Source organism: Phytohabitans aurantiacus, from assembly GCF_027923225.1.
Taxonomy (GTDB): domain Bacteria; phylum Actinomycetota; class Actinomycetes; order Mycobacteriales; family Micromonosporaceae; genus Phytohabitans; species Phytohabitans aurantiacus.
Genome location: NZ_BSDI01000090.1, coordinates 1 through 22334, shown reverse-complemented (window position 1 = coordinate 22334; position 22334 = coordinate 1). Strand labels below are relative to the sequence as shown.

The 22334-nt window shown below is 68.1% G+C and carries 23 protein-coding genes; 14 read left to right on the top strand and 9 right to left on the bottom strand.

Annotated elements, in window-relative coordinates; genetic code table 11:
* Positions 1–81 precede the first annotated feature (81 nt).
* Positions 82–1110: a DHA2 family efflux MFS transporter permease subunit gene (locus tag QMG73_RS44235; protein ID WP_281905933.1), complete on the bottom strand. Its 1029-nt coding sequence runs from the start codon at positions 1108–1110 to the stop codon at positions 82–84.
* Positions 1111–1280: 170 nt separating this feature from the next.
* Between QMG73_RS44235 and QMG73_RS44230 the strand changes: the two genes are divergently transcribed.
* The 3 genes from QMG73_RS44230 to QMG73_RS44220 are packed head-to-tail and all read left to right on the top strand — an operon-like array spanning position 1281 to position 3267.
* Positions 1281–1754, top strand: a complete 474-nt coding sequence (locus QMG73_RS44230; protein WP_281905931.1) for a MarR family winged helix-turn-helix transcriptional regulator — start codon at positions 1281–1283, stop codon at positions 1752–1754.
* A complete protein-coding gene (locus tag QMG73_RS44225; RefSeq protein WP_281905929.1) occupies positions 1751–2335 on the top strand; it encodes an NADPH-dependent FMN reductase in 585 nt (194 codons plus the stop codon). Before QMG73_RS44230 ends, QMG73_RS44225 begins: the two co-directional genes overlap by 4 nt.
* 20 nt (positions 2336–2355) lie before the next feature.
* The gene (locus QMG73_RS44220; protein WP_281905927.1) at positions 2356–3267 is read left to right on the top strand and encodes an NADP-dependent oxidoreductase; all 912 of its coding nucleotides are present in this window, start codon (positions 2356–2358) and stop codon (positions 3265–3267) included.
* A 439-nt stretch (positions 3268–3706) separates the two neighbouring features.
* Here the strand turns inward: QMG73_RS44220 and QMG73_RS44215 are convergent, their stop codons facing one another.
* From QMG73_RS44215 to QMG73_RS44205, 3 genes are all read right to left on the bottom strand, one after another.
* A complete protein-coding gene (locus QMG73_RS44215; protein ID WP_281905926.1) occupies positions 3707–5167 on the bottom strand; it encodes an MFS transporter in 1461 nt (486 codons plus the stop codon).
* A gap of 91 nt (positions 5168–5258) precedes the next feature.
* Positions 5259–5708, bottom strand: coding sequence for an Rrf2 family transcriptional regulator (locus QMG73_RS44210; protein WP_281905925.1), 450 nt, complete (start codon positions 5706–5708; stop codon positions 5259–5261).
* 534 nt (positions 5709–6242) lie between these two features.
* The gene (locus tag QMG73_RS44205; protein ID WP_281905924.1) at positions 6243–6680 is read right to left on the bottom strand and encodes a hypothetical protein; all 438 of its coding nucleotides are present in this window, start codon (positions 6678–6680) and stop codon (positions 6243–6245) included.
* A 462-nt stretch (positions 6681–7142) separates the two neighbouring features.
* On the opposite strand from QMG73_RS44205, the gene QMG73_RS44200 reads away from it, so the two are divergent.
* The 4 genes from QMG73_RS44200 to QMG73_RS44185 all read left to right on the top strand — a co-directional run bounded on the left by QMG73_RS44200 (position 7143) and on the right by QMG73_RS44185 (position 10557).
* A complete protein-coding gene (locus tag QMG73_RS44200) occupies positions 7143–9101 on the top strand; it encodes a hypothetical protein (protein WP_281905923.1) in 1959 nt (652 codons plus the stop codon).
* A 56-nt stretch (positions 9102–9157) separates the two neighbouring features.
* A complete protein-coding gene (locus QMG73_RS44195) occupies positions 9158–9910 on the top strand; it encodes a class I SAM-dependent methyltransferase (RefSeq protein WP_281905921.1) in 753 nt (250 codons plus the stop codon).
* 45 nt (positions 9911–9955) lie between these two features.
* Entirely contained in the window at positions 9956–10114 is a 159-nt protein-coding gene (locus QMG73_RS46565; protein WP_407676950.1) for an ArsR family transcriptional regulator, read from the top strand.
* Between the two features lie 137 nt (positions 10115–10251).
* On the top strand, positions 10252–10557 hold the full coding sequence (locus QMG73_RS44185) for a hypothetical protein (protein WP_281905919.1): 306 nt from the start codon (positions 10252–10254) through the stop codon (positions 10555–10557).
* 90 nt (positions 10558–10647) lie between these two features.
* On the opposite strand, the gene QMG73_RS44180 is transcribed toward QMG73_RS44185, so the two are convergent.
* Positions 10648–11451 (bottom strand): class I SAM-dependent methyltransferase, encoded by an 804-nt coding sequence (locus tag QMG73_RS44180; RefSeq protein WP_281905917.1) that lies wholly within the window; start codon positions 11449–11451, stop codon positions 10648–10650.
* Positions 11426–12718, bottom strand: coding sequence for a CobW family GTP-binding protein (locus QMG73_RS44175; RefSeq protein ID WP_281905915.1), 1293 nt, complete (start codon positions 12716–12718; stop codon positions 11426–11428). Before QMG73_RS44175 ends, QMG73_RS44180 begins: the two co-directional genes overlap by 26 nt.
* Positions 12719–12839: 121 nt before the next feature.
* On the opposite strand from QMG73_RS44175, the gene QMG73_RS44170 reads away from it, so the two are divergent.
* Positions 12840–13964, top strand: a complete 1125-nt coding sequence (locus QMG73_RS44170) for a hypothetical protein (protein ID WP_281905914.1) — start codon at positions 12840–12842, stop codon at positions 13962–13964.
* A gap of 121 nt (positions 13965–14085) precedes the next feature.
* Here the strand turns inward: QMG73_RS44170 and QMG73_RS44165 are convergent, their stop codons facing one another.
* A complete protein-coding gene (locus tag QMG73_RS44165; protein ID WP_281905911.1) occupies positions 14086–14475 on the bottom strand; it encodes a transposase in 390 nt (129 codons plus the stop codon).
* A gap of 329 nt (positions 14476–14804) precedes the next feature.
* Here QMG73_RS44165 and QMG73_RS46560 point away from each other — a divergent pair, with 329 nt between their 5' ends.
* Positions 14805–15362, top strand: a complete 558-nt coding sequence (locus QMG73_RS46560) for a beta-ketoacyl synthase N-terminal-like domain-containing protein (RefSeq protein ID WP_407676951.1) — start codon at positions 14805–14807, stop codon at positions 15360–15362.
* A gap of 9 nt (positions 15363–15371) precedes the next feature.
* A complete protein-coding gene (locus QMG73_RS44160; RefSeq protein WP_309299619.1) occupies positions 15372–18188 on the top strand; it encodes an AfsR/SARP family transcriptional regulator in 2817 nt (938 codons plus the stop codon).
* A 55-nt stretch (positions 18189–18243) separates the two neighbouring features.
* On the opposite strand, the gene QMG73_RS44155 is transcribed toward QMG73_RS44160, so the two are convergent.
* Positions 18244–19374 (bottom strand): DUF3103 family protein, encoded by a 1131-nt coding sequence (locus tag QMG73_RS44155; RefSeq protein ID WP_281905909.1) that lies wholly within the window; start codon positions 19372–19374, stop codon positions 18244–18246.
* 144 nt (positions 19375–19518) lie between these two features.
* On the bottom strand, positions 19519–19764 hold the full coding sequence (locus QMG73_RS44150; protein WP_281905907.1) for a hypothetical protein: 246 nt from the start codon (positions 19762–19764) through the stop codon (positions 19519–19521).
* A 181-nt stretch (positions 19765–19945) separates the two neighbouring features.
* Here QMG73_RS44150 and QMG73_RS44145 point away from each other — a divergent pair, with 181 nt between their 5' ends.
* The 4 genes from QMG73_RS44145 (at position 19946) to QMG73_RS44130 (ending at position 22190) form a co-directional block, all read left to right on the top strand.
* Positions 19946–20614, top strand: coding sequence for a carboxylesterase family protein (locus QMG73_RS44145; RefSeq protein ID WP_281905937.1), 669 nt, complete (start codon positions 19946–19948; stop codon positions 20612–20614).
* 97 nt (positions 20615–20711) lie between these two features.
* Positions 20712–21194 (top strand): LysR family transcriptional regulator, encoded by a 483-nt coding sequence (locus QMG73_RS44140; RefSeq protein WP_281905905.1) that lies wholly within the window; start codon positions 20712–20714, stop codon positions 21192–21194.
* Positions 21089–21601, top strand: a complete 513-nt coding sequence (locus QMG73_RS44135; protein WP_281905935.1) for a LysR substrate-binding domain-containing protein — start codon at positions 21089–21091, stop codon at positions 21599–21601. Before QMG73_RS44140 ends, QMG73_RS44135 begins: the two co-directional genes overlap by 106 nt.
* Positions 21602–21812: 211 nt before the next feature.
* Positions 21813–22190, top strand: coding sequence for a hypothetical protein (locus tag QMG73_RS44130; protein ID WP_281905904.1), 378 nt, complete (start codon positions 21813–21815; stop codon positions 22188–22190).
* The last annotated feature ends 144 nt before the right edge of the window (positions 22191–22334 follow it).

The window sequence follows — 22334 nt, the reverse complement described above, 5'->3', positions numbered from 1 at the left end:
TCGCTATCGAGCGTGCAGGCGATCTAACCGGAACCGACCGACCACGCCCGGCGTGTCAGCAAACCCGGTGAACGTTTCTGGTCAGCGCACTAGTGGGCCGACGATGGCCAGGGCGAGGGCCGTGCCGACGCCTTGAGGGGCGAGCGTGAGGCCCGTGGCGAGCGCGTCGAACCCGCGGACCTGTTGGTAGTAGAGGGGCAGCAGGAACATTGGACCGTACAGTGCCGCTCCGCAGAGGAACATCAGCGCGGCTGACGCGCTGAACGAGCGGTGCCGGAACAGGCGAAGGTCGATGATGGGAGTCTTGGATGTGCGTAGGGCGTGCATGCCGAACACCACGAGGGAGGTGAGACCGATCGCGAGGGGTACGAGCACATCGAGAGCTGCGAAGTTGGATTCGGCGTACGCCTTGGACAGACCGTAGAGCATCGCCACTACGGCCGTTGAGAGAACGGCGAGGCCAAGCACATCAAGCGGGGGGCGGCTTTGGGGCGGGTCGGCGGGCAGCTTCCACCAGGCCAGCACCAGGGCGAGTACGCAGACGGGCACGTTGATCAGGAAGATCCAGCGCCACGGCAGGGCGTTGAGCATGAGACCGCCGAGCACTGGTCCGACGATGGGGACGAGGTTTCCGGGGATGGCCACAAGCGCCATGACCCGGCCGAAGCGGCGTGAGCCGGCTGCCTGCGCCAGGATGACCTGGGTCAGCGGCAAGATCATTCCGGCGCCGAGTCCCTGCACCACCCGGAAGGCGATCAGGCTTGCCGCCGACCAGGCAACTGCGCACAGCGCTGAACCGGCGAGAAACAGCGCCAGCGTGCACAGCCATGTCGCCTTGGCGCCGAAGCGATCGACGCACCACCCGGTGAGTGGGATGACCAGCGCCATCGCGAGCAGGTACGCCGTGGATACCCATTGCACGGTGGAGACAGGCACTCCGAACGCCCGGCTGAGCTGCTCCAGCGCGACGCTGATGAGGGTGGTGTCCAGCAGTGCGGCCATCGCTCCAAAGAGCACGATCCCGGCGAGCCTGAGCAGCGCCGAATCCAGTCGATCTGTCGTCGTCGGCGCGCCTGCAAGGTACTGCTGTCTGGTCTCCCGATCGGTCACCCTGTCTCGCCCGCGTCCCGACTCATCTGTCCCCACCTTGTTGGCATGCCAACACTATGGCACGATTGATGGCATGCCAACAAAAGCGTTAGTGTGAGATCATGACCACCGAGACTGGCCCAGGTGGCGCTCGCGCGCCGCACGTGGGGATTAGCGTCGCCGAGGCGCCGTTGAGCTCGCTGCTCCTGCAGTCCGTCCGCGCGCACGCCACGGTCGCGACCGCGATGTTGCAACGCCTCGACCTGGTCGCCCCGCAGGAACTGGTGCTGCTGTTCCTGCAGGAGAACGGGCGATCTCCACAGTCTGAGATCGTCCATTTCCTCGGGCGTGACCGGTCGACCGTCACCAACACCCTGCAGGCGATGGAGCGTGCCGGCCTCATCACGCGCACACCGTCCAGCACTGACAAGAGAACGATGATCGTCGCTCTATCAGGTAAGGGTCGGCGATTGTGTCCCAAGGTCCGCGAGATCTGGTCCGAGCTTGAACGGCTCACCTTCGGTGGGCTGACCGATCAGCAGCGCGCGGACCTCGCCCAGACGCTCGCCGATGTCCGTCGAGGCATGTCGGACCTGACAGCCCATATCCGACGGGACCCGGCCGACCGTGGGGCACGCACCACCCAGGAAAGGACGGCACGATGAGCGCTGAACACCACGGGATCGACGGGCCGCTGCGGATCGCGGTCATCATCGCGAGCACCCGGACAGGACGCTTCGGCGAGACGGTGGGCCGCTGGTTCGTCACTCGGGCCGAGCAACACGACGCCCTGAAACTCGACATCATCGACCTGTATGACATCCCGCTACCGGACAACCTGGAGCAGACAGCACAGGTGACGGCGTTTACCGCCCGCGTCGGCGCCGCCGACGCTTTCGTCCTCGTCACTCCCGAGTACAACCACGGCTACCCCGCCGCGCTGAAACGCGCGATCGACGCCGTCCGTTCCGAATGGCAGGCCAAACCGGTGGGTTTCGTCTCCTACGGCGGACTGGCCGGCGGCCTGCGCGCGGTCGAACAGCTACGACAGGTCTTAGCCGAGGTACACGCCGTCGGTATCCGCGAGACCGTCAGCTTCCACATGGCACACAACCAATTCAACCCCCACGGGGAACTCATCAACCCGCACACCGCCAACACCGCCGCCGACACGCTCCTACACCACCTCACCTGGTGGGCCCAAGCGCTGCGCGCCGCCCGCGCCGCCCAGCCCTACCCCGCCTGATCACCGAAAGGCGCACCCCGATGGTTACGGCGATCGCGTTCACCGCCTACGGCGGCCCCGACGTGCTCCACCCGATCGAGATCGAGCTGCCAACGCCCGCCGCGGGCCAGATCCGCGTCCGGGTCAAGGCCGCAGGCGTCAATCCCGTCGACACCAAAATGCGGCGCGGCGACTTCGCCGCAACCATGCCGGCCAACTTTCCGCAACGCCTCGGCAACGAGTACGCCGGCATCGTTGACCATGTCGGCGACAACGTAGTCGGCCTCGTGGTGGGAGATGAGGTTCTCGGCTCGGCCACCGCCCAGAGCTACTGCGAGTACGTCGTCGTCGATGCCACGAATGCGGTACGCAAGCCGGCCGCCATGCCCTGGACGGTCGCCGCCGGCCTCCCCGCAGTCGGCCAGGCCGCCCACACCGCATTGCGCCAGATCGCCGTCAAGCCCGGCGACACCGTCCTCATCCACGCCGCAGCTGGCGGCGTGGGCACCATCGCCGTGCAACTCGCCCGTCACTGGGGTGCCACCGTCATCGGCACCGCCAGCGAACACAACCACGACCACCTCCGCTCCCTCGGCGCGACCCCGGTCAGCTACGGAGACGGCCTCGTCGACCGGATCCGTGCACTCGCACCCGATGGCGTCGACGCAGCGCTCGACGCCATCGGCGGCGACGCCATCACCGCCTCCCTCGCGCTCGTACGTGACCGGCACCGCATCGGCACCCTGGTCGACACCGAAGCCGCGAAGACATTCGGGATACTTCGCGTCGGCGCCCGCTCGACCGCCGCGCTGGCCGACCTCATCGCACTCTACGAAGCAGGCATGCTGCAGCTACCCATCCACGCGACGTTCCCACTCACACAGGCTGGCCAGGCGCACCACGAAATGCAGACCGGACACGTGCGCGGCAAGGTCATCCTGACGGTGGACTGACCCGACGGCTACGGGCAGGCTGTGCTGGTCCTGCGCTGGCTTCTCCTCGCGTAAGGGGAGCCTGGCGGTATAGGTGACTCATGAGCGGCGCGGAACAGAAGAGCGGTTCTTAGGTTCGGCGACCTCGGTGGCACTGTGGATCGGCCTCGGCCTCGTCGTGGTCATCCGGCTCGGGCATCGCCGTCGCGTTCCTGGAGCTGCCCGCTCCCGATGGCGGTCAGTCCAGCCGCGCGGTCAGTCCCCGGCGCAGTGAGGTGTGCAAGGTGGTCCTCCCGGTTCACGTGTTGGGTCGTTGTGGCTGTGGCCGAACTCCAGGCGAGTCAGTTTCCGGTGGCGATGACGGCGGCCTTCTCGATCAGCAGTAACGGTGCTGCGGATTGGAACGACGGGCCGATGCAGCACCCCGGCCGGGACGGTGAACGCCGCAGCGCACCCTGGTTCAGCTCCGGCTGATGCTGGTCGACTCGCCGCCCGTGAGGCTCTCTGGGCTGGCGTCCGCCGCAGGGCGCATCCGGAGCGCGAGCACCAGTGTTACCGCGACGATCGCGGCCATGGCCAGGAAGGCGTCGGAGAAGGCGGCGCCGTCGTGCCCGGTCTGGATGGGGTTGACGGCGCCGCTGCCGCTCTGCTGCCGTGCGGCCACCAGCACGCCGAACAGGGCCGGTCCGGTTCCGGCGCCGAGGAACTGGGCGCCCTGCAGAATCCCCAGGCCGATACCGACCTGGTCGGGCGGGAGGGCGCCGGCTGCCGCGCTGATGATCGGCGTGATCACCAGGATGAAGCCGACGCTCACCCCGAGCATCCCGACCGCTGGGGGGACCACCGATCCGCCGCCGGCGACGGTCGACAGGAACAGGGCGAACAGGCCCATCAGCGCAAGTCCGGCGAGCACCAGGGACTGGGTGCCGATGCGGTCGGTGAGGCGGCCGATCAGCGGCGATAGGACGACGACTGCTACCCCGGCCGGGATCATGACGAGCGCGCCGGTGCCGGGGGCGAGGCTGTTGACGTCGATCACCAGCAGTGACACGAACACCAGGCCGCCGAGGTTGACCAGCATGGCCAGGGACGCGACGGCGACCGCCGTCCGGTACACCCGGTTGGTGAATAGGGCGGGTGGGACGAACGGCTGCGCGGCGCGGACGGTACGCCATCCGAAGAGCGCGAGCGCGGTGACCGCCGCGACGAGGCTGCCCGAGGACGAGACCGCACCGAAGCCGGCGACCTGCGCCTGGGTGATGCCGAACAGCACGAGGCCGGCGCCGAGGCCCAGGAGGATGCCGCCGGGCAAGTCGAACCGGCGCGCACCGTTCGGCGGCTCGCCCGGCAGCACCCGTCGCGCCGCGGGAAGCAGCACCAGCGCGACCACGAGCATCAGCCAGAACAGCGCGGGCCAGCCGAGCAGTTGGCCGATCCCGCCGCCGATGGCCGGTCCGGCGGCGGTGCCGACACCCGTGGCCGCGGAGACGACGCCGATCCCCATCCCGCGCCTGTTCTCTGGCAGCAGCCGGGTGACCGCGATGATCGACAGCACGGGCAGCGCGGCCGCGCCGATGCCCATCACGATCCGCCCGACCACGAGCACGAGCAGGTTCGGGGCGAGCGCGCAGACCAGGCTCCCAGCGGCGTAGGCCAGCAGAGCGAAAGTGAACAGGCGCCGCAGGCTCACGCGGTCGGATACGCGGCCGTAGAAGGGGATGCCAACCGAGAACACCAGCAGGAAGCCGGTGACGACCCACGCGAGCTGCGCCTCGGACGCCCGGAACTCCGCGCCGATCGAGGGGAGCATGAGGTTGACCATGTCGCTGGCGATGACCGTGGCGAGCACCGCCGGCATGAGCACCGCGAGCAGCGCGAGCCCCGAGCTGGTCCGTTCGGTCGTGGTGGATGTGGATGTCATCCGGCGTTTCCTCGACGTGGCATTAACTGCCACCGTCGTAGTTACAGTTTGGGCACAATGACGCGGAGAGCGTGCCTGTGCCGTCACTTAGCTAGCGGTGCGGCACCGCCTGTCGACGCTCGGCGACCAGCACCTGCCGCACCAGGTCGGCGATGGTCGTGCGGCCGAGTCGCTCCTTCATGGCCTGCTCTGCGGCCCGGAACTCCGTCTCGAGTAGTTCCTGCATATGCCGCCCGACCTCACACGCGTCGCTGGGCGGATGGGGGTGCCGGGACAGGACCGGCCCGTCCTCGACCGCCGTGTACGCGTCGAAGAGCGTGATCTCGCGCGACCCCCGCGCGAGGGACCAGCCCCCGCCTCGCCCCTCGGTGGACCACACAAGGCCGGCGTCGCGCAGGCTGCCGAGGACGCGCCGCACAAGCACGGGATTACTCGCCAGGCTGTCGGCAATATCCGCGGACGTCAGCGAGCGGTCGTCCCACCGGCCCAGCATCGTCAGCGCATGGATCGCGACCGCGCTTCTGCTACTGAGCCCCACCATGACCCCTTCCGCCCACCCAACAAACTGCAACGAGAGTAGTTGCAGTTCGATTGGCCGTCAAATCACCGCGTGAGCGTGCCCTCGGCGGCGAGGCGCAGCACCGCGATCCACGATGTCGACGCCCTATCGCCACCGCCAAGGCGTGATGCGCACCTTCTCCTGGCCACGTTGACACGACCGCCGCCGTGCCCGCACGGCACCGCCGATGAGACAGAGGGGCGTCGATGCCGCCCGCTCCGAGGTCAATCATCGCGAAGGACCGCGTGGCCGAACAGGAGCGCAGCACGGCCATGGCCCTCGCGGCGACCGAGCGACGCCAGGCCGCCGACCGGCGCGTTGCCGCCCTGGAAACCGACAGTCGCCGGGGCGCCGCTGGATGGCATGCCAGCGCGAAGCGACCGTGATGGGTAGCCGCAACGAAGGAGATCAACAGGCGCCGCGCAGGAAACGGGGGCCCCGCCTATCAGGTGGGGCCCCCGTTTCGCGGCGGTCGAGCCGTATGTCCGGCGAGAGCAGCGCGGACATGCTAGGCGATCAGGTCTGCTCTGTTGGCTGGTCCCCGCCTGGCGGGGTGCCTGACTCCAGGCAGGCGAGCCGGTTGAGCAGATCCCGTTCACGGACCTCGGCCTCTGCCAGTAGTTGGCGCAGGTCCTCGGGGTCGCTGGTGTCCGCCGGCGCGCCGAATTTGCGGTGCAGGAGCTTACCGGTGCAGGTGAGCAGGAACACTGCGCAGATCGCCGCGGAGAACACGGTCAACGGCCAGCCCCCGTGGTGTGCGATGTTGTATAGCAGGGCCGACGACCCTACGCCGGCGGGGATGACGCGGGTGAGGAACGCGCTGCGCATGGAGGCGAACCGGCCCAGGTACAGGGCGAGCGGAACCGCGGTTGCGCATATCGGCAGCGTGAGTTCCATGTCGCCCGGCCCCTGGGCGGAGACGACCGACATTGCCACGGTGGCGGTACTCAACATGCTGTTGATAGCCACGGTGGCGTGCCCACTTGGCGGGGGACCGTCGTAGATCAGCCCAGTGCCGTCAGGCGCGGGCTTGATTCTGGTGGTCCATGGCGTTCGGGTTCTAGTGGGTCTACTCTGGGTGGTTGACACGATGGTCTCCTAAGGCTTAGACGTGTCGGACCGGACTCGGACACCTGTAGCGAGGTGTCCGAGTCCAATTTGACCCAGGTCAGTGGTTGCCGGTAGGGGTTGCGCCGCAGTCTCGTAAATGGGCATTGGTCCTTGTCGGTGAAGGACGACGGGCGGTGGACCAGGGTCCGAATGGCGACAGCGCGACGCCCTCGGGACACAACAGATCAGCCCTCAACGCACAACGATTCCGCCGATTGGCGGCGGTTGAAGTCCTCACGGGTTGTGCCGATGTCATCTGGCCGACACCGCATCCGGCAGCCCTTGAGCCGTTGCTAACTTCACACAATGAGCTACCCACCGGGCACAGAAGGCTCATCTGACCGGCCGGCGTCCGCCGTGCCCCCCGCTCGCCGCCGGGCAGGTCGAGCGCGTAGCGACAGCGCCTCGGCGGTGACCGGGTCAGCCGGTGACGCGGCAACGTCCGGGCGGATCGAGCATCCGATCGCCGACATCGGCGGACATGAGAGTCTGGTCAGGTACGCCGCCGCTGCTCAACTGGCACGGTTGAACGAAGCTGATATCAGCCAGGCGACTGTGGCCAAGGTGCTGACGATCAATGCGGCCAATCTCAGCCATTGCCTTGCCGGCCGGCAGAAATTCACCATTCAGACTCTGCACGAGATCGACAAGGCCGGTGTGGCCCTGGCTCCTGCGCTGGACCACACGACCGGGCTGGCGCAGTTCGGCGTACGGATGCGTCAGTTGTTGGACCGGGAAAGCCTCACTGCCTCTGTGCCGCCGAACTACTTTGTTGGCACCACGGCCCGCTCCGAGGACGAACTGCACGTGATGACCCAGGCCGCGGGCATCCTGGACAGGTTCCTGACGGTGGAGAAGGCCGGCCGTCCTATTGCCGCGCTGCGCGACAAACACGCAGGACAGATCAAAGACGTCGTCGAGCGGCTCATCCTCATCGCCGGCGCGCCCCCTACCCCGCGCAACGTCGAAGCGCAGATTCTGCTCGGGAGCCTGGCCAAGTATGCATTCGAGATCACTTTCGGACGCCTCGAAGATTCGTTGCGGCACACCGCGTTGGGTTTCCGGGTATGGCGGGCTCTGACCAAGATTCTATTGTTGAGCCAGGCTGAACAAGACGGTCATGGCGCCTACCTGTCCCAGGTGCTCAAGCCGCGAGTGTCGCGCCTACTGTCCGAAGCCGCCGAAATCCGCAACGACAGCATCTACCCGGGCCGGTCCCTAGATCTTGAACTGGCGATCGCAGTACCCCTGCGCTGGCTCGGATCACCCACGTCAGTGACCGACCTGCTATATGTCCGCGCCACCAACCCTCAGGCAACGTTGCGGGAACGTGCGACCGCAGCGCATGGACTCTGGCAGCGGGCGATGGCGGCTGGTCACGCCGAACATGAAAACGTGCAGGCCAGGATGGCCACGCTCATCACGCACTTCCGCGAGGCCGAAGAACAGCGGCCGGACATCGCCTCGGGACTGAGGTGGGTCGCCACCACCCTCGACCACGTTGTGCACAACCGGGTGAACCTGTGCAACGACTGGCAGCAGATGAGGGTGGACGAGCCCTGGTTCGAGGCGATCACCAAGGCCGTGGAGATGCTGACCTTGGAGAACATCCCGCTCCAGGTTCGAGAGGGCACAATCAAGCTGTTTGAACACATGCTGCTGCAGAACGCCGGTGTCGAGCGGCGCACGGCAATCGACGCGGTAAGCGCGGGCGGATACGTCGAACCGGTGGCCAGAGCGTTGAGCCAGGTCCTGCGTGATTCCCGGACTGAGTCGTGGATGCGCATCCGTGCCAGTTTCGCCCTGGGCTTCATGCAGCACCGCAGCAGGACTACCGCCCGATCGTTGATCTCCGCCTGCCGTGATGCCTGTGACGCGGTGTGCCGCGCCGATAGCCTGACCGAATCCGAGATCAACGAGCTGCACACGGCACTGTTCGCGATCGGCGACTGCTACGGGGCAGTCGGTGCAGAACAGGACGCCGCGAACGTACGTGACCAACTGAGCGAACACCTGGAACACCTGGTCGACGACGACCGCCTCGGCGACGAGCGGATGTTCCCCATCGCGAGGGCACTGGTCTATCTGCTGACGTTTACTGCCCAACCCCGTGACCGGGGCGCCCCGAAGGACCTGTCCCAGATGTTGCTGGAAAAGCTGCAGCACCACAACGACCGCGTTACCGCCGACTTCAGCAAGTGGGCCCTGCGCTTCCGGTTCGGCGAGAACGGGGAGGTGCGCCCCATTCTGCATGCGGCCAGATAGACCCTGCCGTACTCGAGTACCCGAGGGGTCCGGGGTCGGCCCGCGGTGGCGCCGCAGTGACGCCCCGCCGCGAAGGCACGTTCGTCTACTACTTGGCCGCCGACGTGCACGTTCGCCACCTGCTTGACGAGGCGCTCTTCCAAGCCGACCACGCCGACCGCGACCTGCCCGACCACGCCAGCGGCGACCTGTCCGCACACGGCAGCCCTGTGTCCGAGGCCCGGCCGGCGCAGGGCCCGATCGCCGACATCGGCACCGGCCTGGGCACCCGGGTCGCCGCCCAAACCGTGCCGACCGCCGAGCTCATCGCGGTCGAGCCGTCCCCGATCCTGCGCTCCTCCCTGTTGGCCCGCCTGGCCAACCACGACCTGCAACGGCGGGTCACCGCCCAGGCGGCCGATGCGGCCGGCATGGTGCTACCGGACCGGCTCGGCGCCGTACTCGCGATCAACATGGGCGGGCACCTCGCGCCGGACTGGCGCCGCGCCCTCTGGGCGGCCCAGGCTGGCGCCCGCGGTGCCGCTGGTGGTCAACCTCCAGCCACCGACGGAGCCGGTCACCGTGCCCGAGACCCGTTCACGTGCGTCCCAGCAGGCCGCCGGACCTGCCAAGGCAGCGGCACCGCCCGCCCAGCCGGCCCCTACCGCGTGGTGTGGACCATGCGGTACCGCGTCCTGGCAGAGGACGGCGCGGTGGAGCGCGAGCTGGTCGTCGACTACGACTGGCTGCCCGTGCAGGCGCCACCGCCGGCTAGCACGCCCCGCAGTGCCAGCACGGCTTCTGGTCAACGTCGACTTCAATCGGCCTAAATAGGCCGACTTTACATGATATGTTGCGAATATGGCTATGTTTCGGTGACGGAGGCATCGCTGGATCGCTACGACGAGGTGGGCCTGTTCCGGGTGCTGGCCTCTTCGGTCCGGGTGGCGATCGTGGACCTGCTGGCCGACCAGGAGCGCCTGGTGCGCCAGTTGGTGGTGGCGACCGGGTTGGCGCAGCCGCTGGTGTCGTAGCACTTGAAGGTGCTGTGGGACGCCCGGTTGGTGCGGCGGGTCCGCAGGGGGCGGGAGATGGTGTACACGCCGAGTGATGTCCATGTGGCGCACATGGTGCGGGACGCCATCGGCCACATACGAGAGGAAGAGCAGCGATGACGACCACGACAGAGCATCGCCCGCACACCGGGCACGAGCACGCCCACGCCGGCGACTGCGGGCACGCCAGCGTCCAGCACGGTGACCACGTCGACTACCTGCACGACGGGCACGCGCACCATGGCCACGGCGACCACTACGACGAGTGTGACATCGAGGGTTTGCACGTCGAGGCGGAGGCGCACGAGCACACCCATGGCGACGGCTGCGGGCACGAGGCCGTCGCGCACGGCGACCACGCGGACTACCTGCACGACGGGCACCGCCACGCCGGCCACGAGGGCCACTATGACGAGCACTGACTCCGCCTGACGGCGGTGTAGCGGGACGGTCATACGCTGGAGATTCTTCGGTACCGGTGACGTCTGCTCCGGCCGAGTCCGTCTTCGGGCTCAGGTGTTGCGGGCGGCCAGCAGCGCGTGGTCGTCGCGGCGCCACGCCAGCCATGACTCGGCGTAGCCGGCGTCCCAGGCGGCGGCCTGGTGCCAGTCCAGGTCGGCGACGAACTGCGTGGATTTCTGGCCTGCTAACACCCGTTCCCGCTCCCGCATCGGCTGCGCGAGGGCCGGATGGCCGGCCAGGGCGCGCCACCACCGCTGCCACGGGCCGAGGCCGTCCGGCGGTTGCCGTCGGTTCGGCGAGGCTTGCTCCGGCATCGGCTCGGCGACCAGGAGCAGGCCGCCGGGTCGCAACAGCCGCCGGATCTCCGGGTACAGCTGCCGTATCCGGCCCTCGGGAAAGTAATGCAGGGCCATCACGGCCAGTACCAGGTCGTACGGGCCGCCGGCGGTCATGCGCCACCGCGCGGTGCCGAGGTCCGCGCGGCGGATCGCGGCGGCACGCGCGGCCGCTCGGGCGAGCGCCAGCAGGACTGGGTCGATGTCGAGGACGCTGACCTGGCTGCTCGGCCAACGGCGCAGCAGTTTCCGCGCGGTGGTGCCAGGTCCGCCGCCCAGGTCGAGCACCGCCACTGGTGGCCGCCCGAGAACTGTCTCGGCGGTCTGCATGCCGGCCATCATCAGGTCACCGCGCCCGGGAAGGTAGCCGTCCATCATGGACTCCCAGTCGCGCAGCCAGCGGTTGACCTGACCGGCCATGCCTTGGTCGCCGGTCAGCTCCGGCCGTCCCCGACCGTGGGTGCCGGCGAACCGGTCCGGACGGACGCGACGGTCACGGTTGCCGGGGGTGGGTCTCATGGAAATCCGGCCGAGGGGCTGTGGGCGGCTGCGTCGGGAGGGCGAAGCAGCCGGCGAACGGATCGGTGTATCCACGCCAGGTCGCCTCGCCGTCGGCGAGTTCGGCGTCGGTGAGCAGGCAATGGGTCAATGTGCGGTGCAGGTCGGCTGTGTTCAGGTCGATGCCGATGAAGACCAGGTAGTGATGCCGGTCGTCGTAGTAGGGGTGCCACTCGACCGACGCGGCGAGCCGGCGGTGGTCGGAGAATTGGTGCCACTGTTCCTCAGGAGTGTCGGCCAGCCACCGAGTCAGGGTCCGCATGGCGAGCCCGCCGCCGGCTAAGTCCCAGCTGATTACGACATCGGGTTGGCTGGCGAGCCAGAGGTGGCCACGGGAACGGAGCACGCCGGCGTTGACCGCCCAGAGCATCTCGTGCAGGCGCTGGGGATGGAACGGGCGGCATGCCCGGAAGACCGCGGTGACGACGTCGGACGAGGGGTGCGGTTCGTGCACGCCAAGCGTGAACCCTTCGAGGCCGCGGGCGAGCGTGTCGGGGACGTCCCACCGGTGTCGGCGGGTGTCGAGCAGTCGCTGGGCGAGGTCGGTGGCGTCGATCAGGTCGTCAGCCAGGTGCAGCTGCGCCGCCCAGGGCGCCAGGTGACGCAGCAGGGCGCGCAGGTGCGCGGTGTCGAACGGACCGCCGTCGGTGCGTGACCCCCACAGCACGAGTGTGTCGGCGTACTCGATCTGCCGCACGACCACGTCGGCCAGTGACCGGTGGTCGTCTTCGCCGGCCTGGATGCCAAGCGTGGCCAGGTCGGATCCGTTGTTCAGCCCGTCGAGCAGGTAATCGCCGTGGACCACCGTGACGTACGAGTCGACGCGGATGAGGTCGGACAGCGGGACACCGTCGACGAGACAACCGGCGCACGCGGCGGCGACGGCCTCCGGCTCGACCACGGCGGGTGGCATCAACACCACATGATGGTGCGGGCGGGTGCGGGCCAGCTGGACCAGATCGGGCATGAACGCGCCCGGCAGCGTGCGGGACATGTCGCTGTCGAGCAGGCCGCCACGCTGCTCGTCCACTGGGTCGGGGTCAGCGCTCCTGACACGACGTATATAGCCGGTGCCGGTCAGGTCGTAGCGGACCAGCAGCAGCGACGGGTCGGCGGCGAGCAGCGCCCGTGCGACCGCGTAGGTGGCGCGTGACCACAACCCGGACAGTACCGTCACAGCCGGCCGAATCGCGGCGGTTGGGGTCAGAGCCGGAGTTGCTGATGACATATCCAAGCCTCTCCTGTTGAAAACGATTGTCATTATAGTCGAAGGCGAGGGGATGGGAGCGACGGGCCTCTTGCGCGCAGTCCAGGGCGCTGTCGTGCACGCCGCGGCTACGGTTGCTCGTGTGGCGCAGGGACAGCCGGGACCGGGGTCAGGGCTGCCGCGAGGCCGGTCCGGACCGCCAGTTCATGGCGTGCTCGCGCTGGTCGCCGCTCTGATCGCGGCCTGGGTGTTGCTGGCACGGGCGCCGGACCGGCGTGGGCCGGCGCGCCGGCTTCCGCCCACCGCGGAGGCGGTCTGGCCGCATGCTCGGCGGGCGGATGTGCCTGGTGTGCTGCCGGACGGTGCGCTCTACCACCCGGCCTACTTCCTGGATGGACGGGTGTCGGTCGGCACCGCGTCCGATCCGGGTGTGGTGCGACTGGTGGTGTGGACAGCCGATGGTGCGGTTCGCGTGCTGCGCCGGCTGCCGGCGGCGACCGCCCCGCAGTTCGCCGGTTTCGCCTGTGCCGGCGGGCAACTGGTGTGGGCCGAGTCGGCGACCGCCGGGGACGGCTCGGCGCGGACCGAACTGTGGCGGGTTGACCTGTCCGGTGGGGCGCCGCGGAAGATCACCGCAAACACCGGTCACATGCTGTTCTTCGGTTCCGAGTACGACACCGTCATCGCCTCCGGCCGGGTGTACTGGACTGCGGACGCGCCGGGCGACCGGGACGCCACGGAAGTGCGGTCGGTGGCGATCGGCGGCGGAGCAGTCGAAGTGCGCACCGAGCCCGGCACGTGGACACTGTCGGCTTGGCCGCGGCTGGCCAGCGCCGGCAGCAGCGGACGCGCGCAGTTGCGCGGCCTGGATGCCGCCCGGGTGGTCACAGTGGACACCGGTGGCGACTTGCTGGACCGATGTGGGCCGACCTGGTGCCGGGTGTTCGTGCTCGCCGGGGGCACGGTGCGCAGTGAGCTGATGTGGCCCGACGGCTCGGAGCGGCGGCAGGTGACGGACGAGAGCACGACCGCCCCGATCGTCGACGTGGCCATACTCGACCGCTTCGAAGTGCTCTGCGGGACCACGAGCACACTCGCGGCCGCGATCGGCGGGCGCCGGCTGCTCGTCTACGACCTGGAAACGAGCCGGTTGGTCAGAGCGGCCGAGGCCACGGTCAGCGTCTTCTACCGAGGCGGGGTGCTGTGGTGGTCCACTGGCACCGGCGGGCGCTCCGTCTGGCACACGCTCGACCTACGCACTGTTTGACCGGGAAAGTGCCGCTCAGGCCGAGATTATCCCTGCGTATTGGGTGGCGAGCAGATCGCGGTAGGCGGCGCTGCGTTCGAGGAGTTCGTCGTGGTTGCCGCGTGCTACAGGCCTTGAATGGTCAGGTTGTGTCGGGTTCAAGGGTCAGTCCGGTGTGGGCGAGGAAGCCGTTGAGTAGGTCGGTGCGGTATTGGATGGCTTTGAGTCGGTTCTTGATGATGGCTTGTAGGTGGTCGACGCCGGTCACGGTGAGGTCGCGGATGCTGCGTTTGAGGTGGGACCAGAGCGCTTCGGTGGGGTTGAGGTCTGGGGCGTAGGCCGGTAGTCGGATGACGTGTAGCCAGTTCCGGGCGTCGATCATCTGGCGCATGGCGGCGCTGATATGGGCGTTCAGGTTGTCCCAGACGAGAACGATTGGGCCGTGGAGTTGCTGGTGTGCGGCGTCGATCAGGCTGATGTAGTCGCGTTCGCTCCTTCCCAACTCCTCAACGTCGCCGCCCGGCTGGCCCACCGCGCCCGCACCTACCCGAATATCGGCCCTGGCAGGCCGCCTGGAACAACCTGTTCGCCACCGTCAACACAACACCGCCACCGGCCGACCGTCTATAACAGACACTACCTAGGCGACTGGTGCCGGTCACACCACACGATCAACGCAACAAGCACCGCTGGAGCAAGCCGACCCACGCGATCGGCAGCCCAACCCTGCCCGCACCCAACCACGACCAGCGCAACCAATTCAATGGCCGCCGCGAATCAGATCCGTGGATCGAGGCTCAGCGGGCTGCCCGTCCTGATGTGTGCTTCGGGTATGGGTATGAACGATTCGATGCAGAAACGATGAAGGCGTATCGGCATCGTATAGTCGTGACCAACTCACCTTCCGACGCCGTAGCTATCGATCCGGTCGCGATCGTCGGGATCGGATGCAGACTCCCAGGTGGTGCTGACAGCCCACAACGGCTGTGGAGTCTGTTGCTGGACCGTTCGGACACGGTGGGTGAGATCCCCGAGGACCGGTGGAACGTCGACGCGGTCTACCACCCCGATCTCGGCCGGCGCGGCAAGATGTACACCCGCCGGGGCTCCTTCTTGGAGGGTGTCGACCGTTCCGGGTGGGTTCTGAACAGGTTTTCGTGTCCCGTACATGTAAACGACGGGCAGGGTGTGAAGATGCCGTGCTTGGGTGCCGCACCGCACCGCACCGCAGCGGGCGGCGCTGGGCGCGGGCGCCGGGTTCGAGGAGCACAGCCTCGGCTCCGTCCTCGGCTCGGACGGCAACGGCCCTGCCCTGCCCTGCCCTCAGAGGGGGTGTTCCAGAGGGTGCGGGGTGCGGAAGTACTTGTTGGTGGCATCTGGGTCGATTTTCAGACATCGATACGGCGCTTCGGGTCATAGGCTGCCTGGGTGGGGAACACATACGGGGTGGGGCTTCTCGGGCCGGTTGAGGTGAGTGTGGATGGTGTGGCGCGGCCGGTTTCCGGGTTACGGCGTAAAGGTGTGCTTGCGGCGCTTTCGTTGAATGCTGGCAGCGTGGTGAGCGCTGATCGGCTCGCCTATGTCATCTGGGGCGATGATCCGCCTGCGAGCGCGGTGAATACGCTGCAGAGTCACGTGTCCTACCTGCGGCGGGTATTTGGTGTGCGGGGGGTGATCGTGGCGCGTGCGCCGGGCTATGTTCTGCAGGTCGGTGCCGAGGCCACTGATGTCGCGGTCGCCGAACGCCTTATCGGGCAGGCGCGGCAGTCGTCGGACTGGGCGACGAATGTGTCACGGCTACGGTCCGCGCTTGGGTTGTGGCGTGGCCCAGCGTTGGTGGACGTGGCTGGCCTGTGCTGGCTGGAGGGGCAGGCGCGGCGCTTGACCCAGTTGGAGACGGAGGCCAGGCACGCGCTGGTCGAGGCCAGGCTGGCGGTGGGCGAGCATGTGGAGGTGGTGGCGGAGCTTGAGTATCTGATCGGCGAGCAGCCGTACCACGAGCACCTCCACGGGCAACTCATGCTTGCGTTGTACCGTGCCGGCCGGCACGCCGACGCGCTCGAGAGGTACCAGCGGCTACGGCGCGGGCTACGCGAGAATCTGGGGATCGATCCGGGGCCGGCGTTGCGGGATCTCGAAGCCGCCATTCTTCGACACGATGCCGCTTTGGACGCGCCGGCGTCGGCGATCGTCGTGGCATCGGCACGGAGGGTTCCCTCGCAGCTGCCGTTGGCGCCACTGACGTTTACCGGCCGCGGCGTGGAGCTCGCCTACCTGGACAGCATCCTGGCAAGGACTGCCGCGACAGGCGAAGCGGAGCCAGCCGAACCGCCGGCGGTCGTCATCTCGGCGGTGGCTGGGACAGCGGGGATCGGCAAGACCGCGCTCGCCCTGCACTGGGCCCACCGGGTCGCCGGGGGGTTCCCCGATGGGCAGTTGTACGCGAACCTGCGCGGCTTCGACCCCGGCGGGTCGGTCCTGAACCCCGCGGCGGCGTTGCGGTCGTTCCTGGACGCGCTCGGGGTTCCGGCACAGCGGATTCCATCTGGTGTTGACGACCAAGCCAGCCTGTACCGCAGCGAACTGGCCGGCAAGCGGGTAATGGTGGTCCTGGACAACGCCCGCGACGCTGCCCAGGTCCGACCGCTTTTGCCCGGCTCGCCGGGATGCTTGGTCGTGGTGACCAGCCGCGATCAGCTCACCGCTCTGGTCGCCACGGCGGGCGCGGTCCCGTTGACGCTGGACCTGTTGACCCCGGCGCAGGCCCGAGACCTGCTGGCTGGCCTTGTCGGCGCGGGCCGGATCGCGGCGGAACCGGATGCGGTCGATGACATCATCGGCCGCTGCGCAGGGCTGCCTCTGGCGTTAGCCATCACCGCCGCTCGGGCGGCCACGCGACCGCACCTGCCGCTGTCCGCGCTGGCCGGCGAGTTACGCGAGGCCGCCGATACGCTGGATCCCTTCCACGGCGGTGATCAGGCTACCGACATACGGGCCGTGTTCTCCTGGTCGTACCGGACGTTGAGCCCGGCCGCGGCACGACTGTTCCGGCTGCTGGGCCTGCACCGCGGCCCGGACATCACGCCACCGGCCGCCGCTAGCCTCGCCGGTGTCCCGGCGCCTCAGGTGCGCGCGCTCTTGGCCGAGTTGACCGGCGCCCACCTGCTCACCGAACCCACACCCGGCCGATACACCTTCCATGACCTGCTGCGCGCCTACGCCGCCGAACAGGCCAGAAGCGTGGACGACGAGCACACCCGTCGCACAGCGACGCAGCGGCTACTGGACCACTACCTGCACACGGCCCACGCCGCCGCGTTGCTGCTGGACCCATTCCTGGTCCCGATCGACCCAGCCCCGGCCCAACCGGGAGTCACGATCGAGCGGCACCACGGCCACGACGCGGCGCTGTCCTGGTTTGACGCCGAGCAGACTGTGCTCCTGGCCGCGGTTGAGCAGGCTGCTGAGGCCGTCCTCGAACCATACCCTTGGCAGCTGGCCTGGGCCATGACCACGTTCCTGCTGCGGCGGGGACTGTGGGACCAGTACGCGGTCGCCCAGCGCACCGCCTTGGCCGCGGCGCGGCGGCTGGGCCACCGCAGCGGTCAAGCCCACGCCCTGCTCGGCCTCGGTATGGGCGATGCCCGCTCCGGCCGGTTCGACGACGCCGACCCGCACCTTCACCATGCACTGGCCCTGTTCGAACAGGCCGGCGACCACGTCGGCCAGGCCATCGCCCTGAGGGTACGGGGCTGCTTGTCGGAACGACTGAACCAACCCGCCGACGCACTGCGCGACCTGCACCGCGCTCTCGGCCTGCTCCAGACCACCGAACATCGGAGCCAGCAGGCCGTACTCCGCAACGACATCGGCTGGCTACACGCCAAACTCGGCGACTACCACCAGGCCATCATCCACTGTGGACAAGCGTTGGCCGTGTGTCAGGAGCTCGGTGACCGCAACGGCCAGGCCGCTATCTGGGACAGCCTCGGCTACGCCCACCGGCATCTGGGCGAGCATCAACGGGCCATCACCTGCTACCGGCACGCCGTCGACCTGTACCGGGATCTCGCTGACGCCTGCAACGAGGCGACCGTCCTCTCGCACTTCGCAGATACCTACCACGACGCCGGCCAACCGCAGGCCGCCCGCCGTGCCTGGCAGGACGCCCTGCGCATCTTCACCAGACTCGGCCACCCCGACTCCGACCAGGTCCGCGCCAAGCTGCACCAGACGCCGCCATGACGCCGCGCCCCGGGCCAACCGACCCGGGACGCAGCGACCTACCCGTCGGAACAGGTCAGTTGAGCGACATGGTCGTGTCGGCGTTGTTCAAAACACCCACCTGCGTGCCGACGGTCGCCTTCGAAACCGCGTTGAACGAGTCGACGTAGTCGGGCACGTTCACACCCAACGACAGCGGCCACGGGACGTCGCAGATCTCCTCCCTCTGGTCCATCGCGTTCCTGGCCGCTGTGTTCAAGGGCACATACGCCGCGTTACCGGCCAGCGGAATGATCGCCCGCGCGACGATCTTGCCGTACTTCGCGGGCGACAGGGAACACAGCGTGGGGTCCTCCTCCATGACCAGCAGATCCACCTTGTCCCAACTGAACCGCTGCCAGTGGACGATGTTCCGATTCGGGAAGTACGTCTTACCCGAGTAGTCCACGGTGTGCAGTGACACGACGTCCACCCGGGGCTGGCCGTTGCTGCCGCCCATGGCCAGGACAAAGATCTCGGCCCGGCATTCATCAGAGATGAACCAACGGCAGTACCAGGTGTCGCCACCGGGCTCGTGATCGTCGTCGAGCTTGATCCGGTCGAGCCGGGTCACCGGGTCCTGCGGTGCGGGCGGTGTCTGGTCCGTCGGGATCAGAAAATCACTCTGTACGCCCTCTGCCCTCAGCGAGGCACTGAACGCCCGCATCGCCTGCGGCGTGATGTTGTCCATGTGCAGGTCGACCATGATCAGAGGTACCGGCGGTGCCTGGTTCAGGTCGACCGTGTGCTGCACGCCGTCGAGGTCGTCAGCGATGAGCGTGGTCGCCGCCTGGTCATCTCCCAGCCCCGCGGCGAACCACGGCGCCACCCCCCGTTCGAGCCGACCGTCCACATCGGCCACGTACACCGCGAAGGCCGCGTCGGTCATCGCCGACAACCCGAGGAAGTCCTTCAGCCACGCATCAGCCTGAATGGCCTGCTGGCTGAACCGCTCACCCGCTAGCGAGTCCAAGCCGACGAACATCGTCCGCGGGTCGGCAACCGCGTCGCCGGCGAGCGCCTCAGCGAGCGCCCGACGGACCTCCGGTTCGCGCGCGGCCTCCCGCAACCCGCGAGCAAGGTCGATCTTCACCTGCTCGACCGGACTGATCACCGTCTCCTCGACGGCCGCCGCCGTACCGACGGGCGGGACGAGCGAGGCCAACACGGCACACACCACCACCCCCGCAGCCCAACCGATCCTGGACCTGAACATATCGGTTCCCCTAACTCCACCGCCCACCCCACGTGAGCGCCTATGCCGGAGTCTGTTCCGCGCCCCTGGAACGGCCCTGATCCACCGCTGGAACGATCACGCGACGCCCGGACCGGATCCTGGGTGGCCGTACTTGTTCGTGGCCGCGCTCGGGTCGGCGCTGCTGCTGCCCACCGTGTAGATCAGGTAGTCGTAGCCCACCGTGCCGCCGGTTGCCAACGCAACGGCGCGTTCGGTCGTGTCGATCCGGCTGGCGGTGTCGACCACCAGCGCGACGCGGTCGGCCAGGACGTCGCGGTAGCCGACGACCGCGTCGCCGACTCCGCCGACGAGTTGGTGCAACCGGATCAGTTGACGAGTTCGTCGTGATGGCTACAGCGTGCCCAGCGGGGTCCTTCGCGTAGCCGGATCCGTCTGGATGCCGCCAGCGACCAGGGCCGTATCGACCCGTCGCACGATGGGCAGGCGATGGATCCGCCGGCTAGGTCTTTCTCGGCTTGGTCGGCGTCCAACACCATGATCACTGTCGCAGGCTCCCGTCGACCCAGCCGCCGCGATCGCGTCCGGACAGTTCACCAAGGTACCGGTCCTGCACGGGATCACCCACGACGAGGCCCGGCTGCACGTATGGGGCATGGAAATGGGCCTGTACGGCGGAAAGCCGCTGCCGGACAGCGCTTACGCCGAACAGGTCCGAGCTATGTTCCCCAGCGACGCCGCGGCGATCCTCGCCCGGTACCCGCGCAAGGCGTACGGGTCGGCGAGCGAGGCGCTTGCCACCGTGTGGACCGACGCCCTGTGGGCGCGACCTGCGCTGGACAGCTCCCGCGCCCTGGCCAAGCACGTGCCCACCTACGCGTACGAGTTCGCCGAGACCGGCGGGCCGTGGTTCCGGCAGACCCCGACAACCAGCTATCCGATGGGCGCCTTCCACACCGCCGAACTGCCGTACCTGTTCGCCATGGGCCACTTCGAGGACCTGCCGGCCGGACAGCAACCCCTCGCCGACACACTGATCGGGTACTGGACGCGGTTCGCGCACACTGGTGACCCCAACGGCGGTGGCGCACCGAAGTGGCAGCCATGCAGCGCCGGCCGGCAGACGGTGCAGTCGCTCACCGCGACGCAGACCGGGCCGGTGGACTTCGCCCAGGACCACCGCTACCCGTTCTGGACGTCGCTGAACGGCTGACGCAGGATCGACCTGGCGGGGCATCGCCTGCCCTGCCAGGTCACCGCGTCCCGCTTGGTCGATAATCACCTGGTTATCGAACGAGACGGGGCCGGCCATGGAGATGCGCGACATCGAGATCTTCCTGACCCTCGCCGAGGAACTGCACTTCGGCCGCACCGCAGCCCGCCTGCGGGTATCCCAGTCCAGGGTGAGCCAGGCCATCAAGAAACAGGAGCGGCGCATCGGCGGTGCCCTGTTCGACCGAACCAGCCGCACGGCCAAGCTCACCCCACTCGGCGAACAGTTTCACAAGAACCTGGCCGCCGGCTACCAGCAGATCCTCACGGCGATCGAAACAGCGACCCACACCGCCCGGGGCACCACCGGACGGCTCACCCTTGGCGTCTTCGGACCGCAGGCGTCCGAGCTCACGGCCGTGATCGACGCGTTCCGGTCCCGGAACCCCGGATGCGAACTGCTGTTCCGCGCGAGGTGCACTTCAGCGACCCGTTCGGAGCGCTACGGGCCGGTGAGGTCGATCTGCAAACCTGCTGGCTCCCGGTACGGGAGCCCGACCTCACCGTCGGACCGGTGGTGATCACCGACCCGCTCCTGCTGATGCTCTCCACCAGCCACCCACTGGCCGACCGCCCCTCCGTGTCCCTGGAAGACCTCGGCGACTGCGTCGTACCACAGGTAGGCCCCGCCACCCCCAGCTACTGGGAAGAGGCGGTGCACCCATTCCACACACCGAGCGGCCGTCCGATCCCGCGCGGACCGACCGTCACCACGTTCCAGGAAATCCAGGCGGTGGTCGCCGCAAACCAGGCCGTGTGCGTCGTGTTCGCCGAGGCATACCGCTACTACCAGCGACCCGGCATCACCTACCGCCCCATCCACGACGCCCCGCAGGGCCAATGGGCACTCATCTGGCGCAACGCACCAGAGAACACATTCGTCCAGGCCTTTACACAGGCCGCTCACGATATTCACAGCCCGCGATAGTGCCATCCGGCAAAATGCCACGCTTTGGGACGTCGAACGGCAGCTTCCGCTCCGCGTCCCGGTCCGCGTTTGCTCCCGCGTCTCGCAGAGGGGAAACCCAGCGAACCAAGAACCGGTTTTCACCCGGACCTCAACTCATCCGGCCCAGGCCAACCGGAGCAACCGGATCCGGCGCGTCAGCGCGGTTGCGCCCAGTTTCTATGATCATTTGATGGTGTCGCGGAGGATCGCATGGGCCACGTTCAGCGCGGTCTTGGTGGCCACCATCGGGTGGGCCGCAGCTCACAGCATCGACCTGGGCTGCGCCGACGATCTTCGTCCTGGCTGCCAGGTACCGGATGGCGGCGGCCTGTACTTCGCGGTGTTGCTGGTATCGCCGGTGCTGTTAGCGTTTACCTTCTTGATCGGTACATACAAGACCGAAGATTGGCGTCCGATGCTCGGCTTCTCCGCCGGAGCGGTGGTCGGCGGCGGGGTCGCGTTCTCGGTGGGCACGTCAGTGGGATACCGGATCCTGGTCCTTGTGCTGGTCGCCATCGGCGCGGTGGCGCCGTGGGGGGCATGGCGGCTCCGCGCACGCATCTCCTGACCAGGGCGCTGCTTGCGGATGGAGCACTGGTAGGACTGCCCACCCGGTCGCCTCTGGCGTGGCGGTATGGCGGGCAGTGTCTGCCCCGCGTCTCGGTCCGCGTTTGCTCCCGCGTCTCGGAGAGGGGAAACCCGACGAACCAAG

Excerpts from the sequence above, each read along its gene's own strand:
- QMG73_RS44225 (WP_281905929.1), top strand. The coding sequence starts at position 1,751 with ATGAGCGCTGAACACCACGGGATCGACGGGCCGCTGCGGATCGCGGTC.
- QMG73_RS44220 (WP_281905927.1), top strand. The coding sequence starts at position 2,356 with ATGGTTACGGCGATCGCGTTCACCGCCTACGGCGGCCCCGACGTGCTC.
- QMG73_RS44215 (WP_281905926.1), bottom strand. The coding sequence starts at position 5,167 with ATGACATCCACATCCACCACGACCGAACGGACCAGCTCGGGGCTCGCG.
- QMG73_RS44210 (WP_281905925.1), bottom strand. The coding sequence starts at position 5,708 with ATGGTGGGGCTCAGTAGCAGAAGCGCGGTCGCGATCCATGCGCTGACG.
- QMG73_RS44205 (WP_281905924.1), bottom strand. The coding sequence starts at position 6,680 with ATGTTGAGTACCGCCACCGTGGCAATGTCGGTCGTCTCCGCCCAGGGG.
- QMG73_RS44200 (WP_281905923.1), top strand. The coding sequence starts at position 7,143 with ATGAGCTACCCACCGGGCACAGAAGGCTCATCTGACCGGCCGGCGTCC.
- QMG73_RS44185 (WP_281905919.1), top strand. The coding sequence starts at position 10,252 with ATGACGACCACGACAGAGCATCGCCCGCACACCGGGCACGAGCACGCC.
- QMG73_RS44180 (WP_281905917.1), bottom strand. The coding sequence starts at position 11,451 with ATGAGACCCACCCCCGGCAACCGTGACCGTCGCGTCCGTCCGGACCGG.
- QMG73_RS44175 (WP_281905915.1), bottom strand. The coding sequence starts at position 12,718 with ATGTCATCAGCAACTCCGGCTCTGACCCCAACCGCCGCGATTCGGCCG.
- QMG73_RS46560 (WP_407676951.1), top strand. The coding sequence starts at position 14,805 with ATGAAGGCGTATCGGCATCGTATAGTCGTGACCAACTCACCTTCCGAC.
- QMG73_RS44140 (WP_281905905.1), top strand. The coding sequence starts at position 20,712 with ATGGAGATGCGCGACATCGAGATCTTCCTGACCCTCGCCGAGGAACTG.
- QMG73_RS44130 (WP_281905904.1), top strand. The coding sequence starts at position 21,813 with ATGGTGTCGCGGAGGATCGCATGGGCCACGTTCAGCGCGGTCTTGGTG.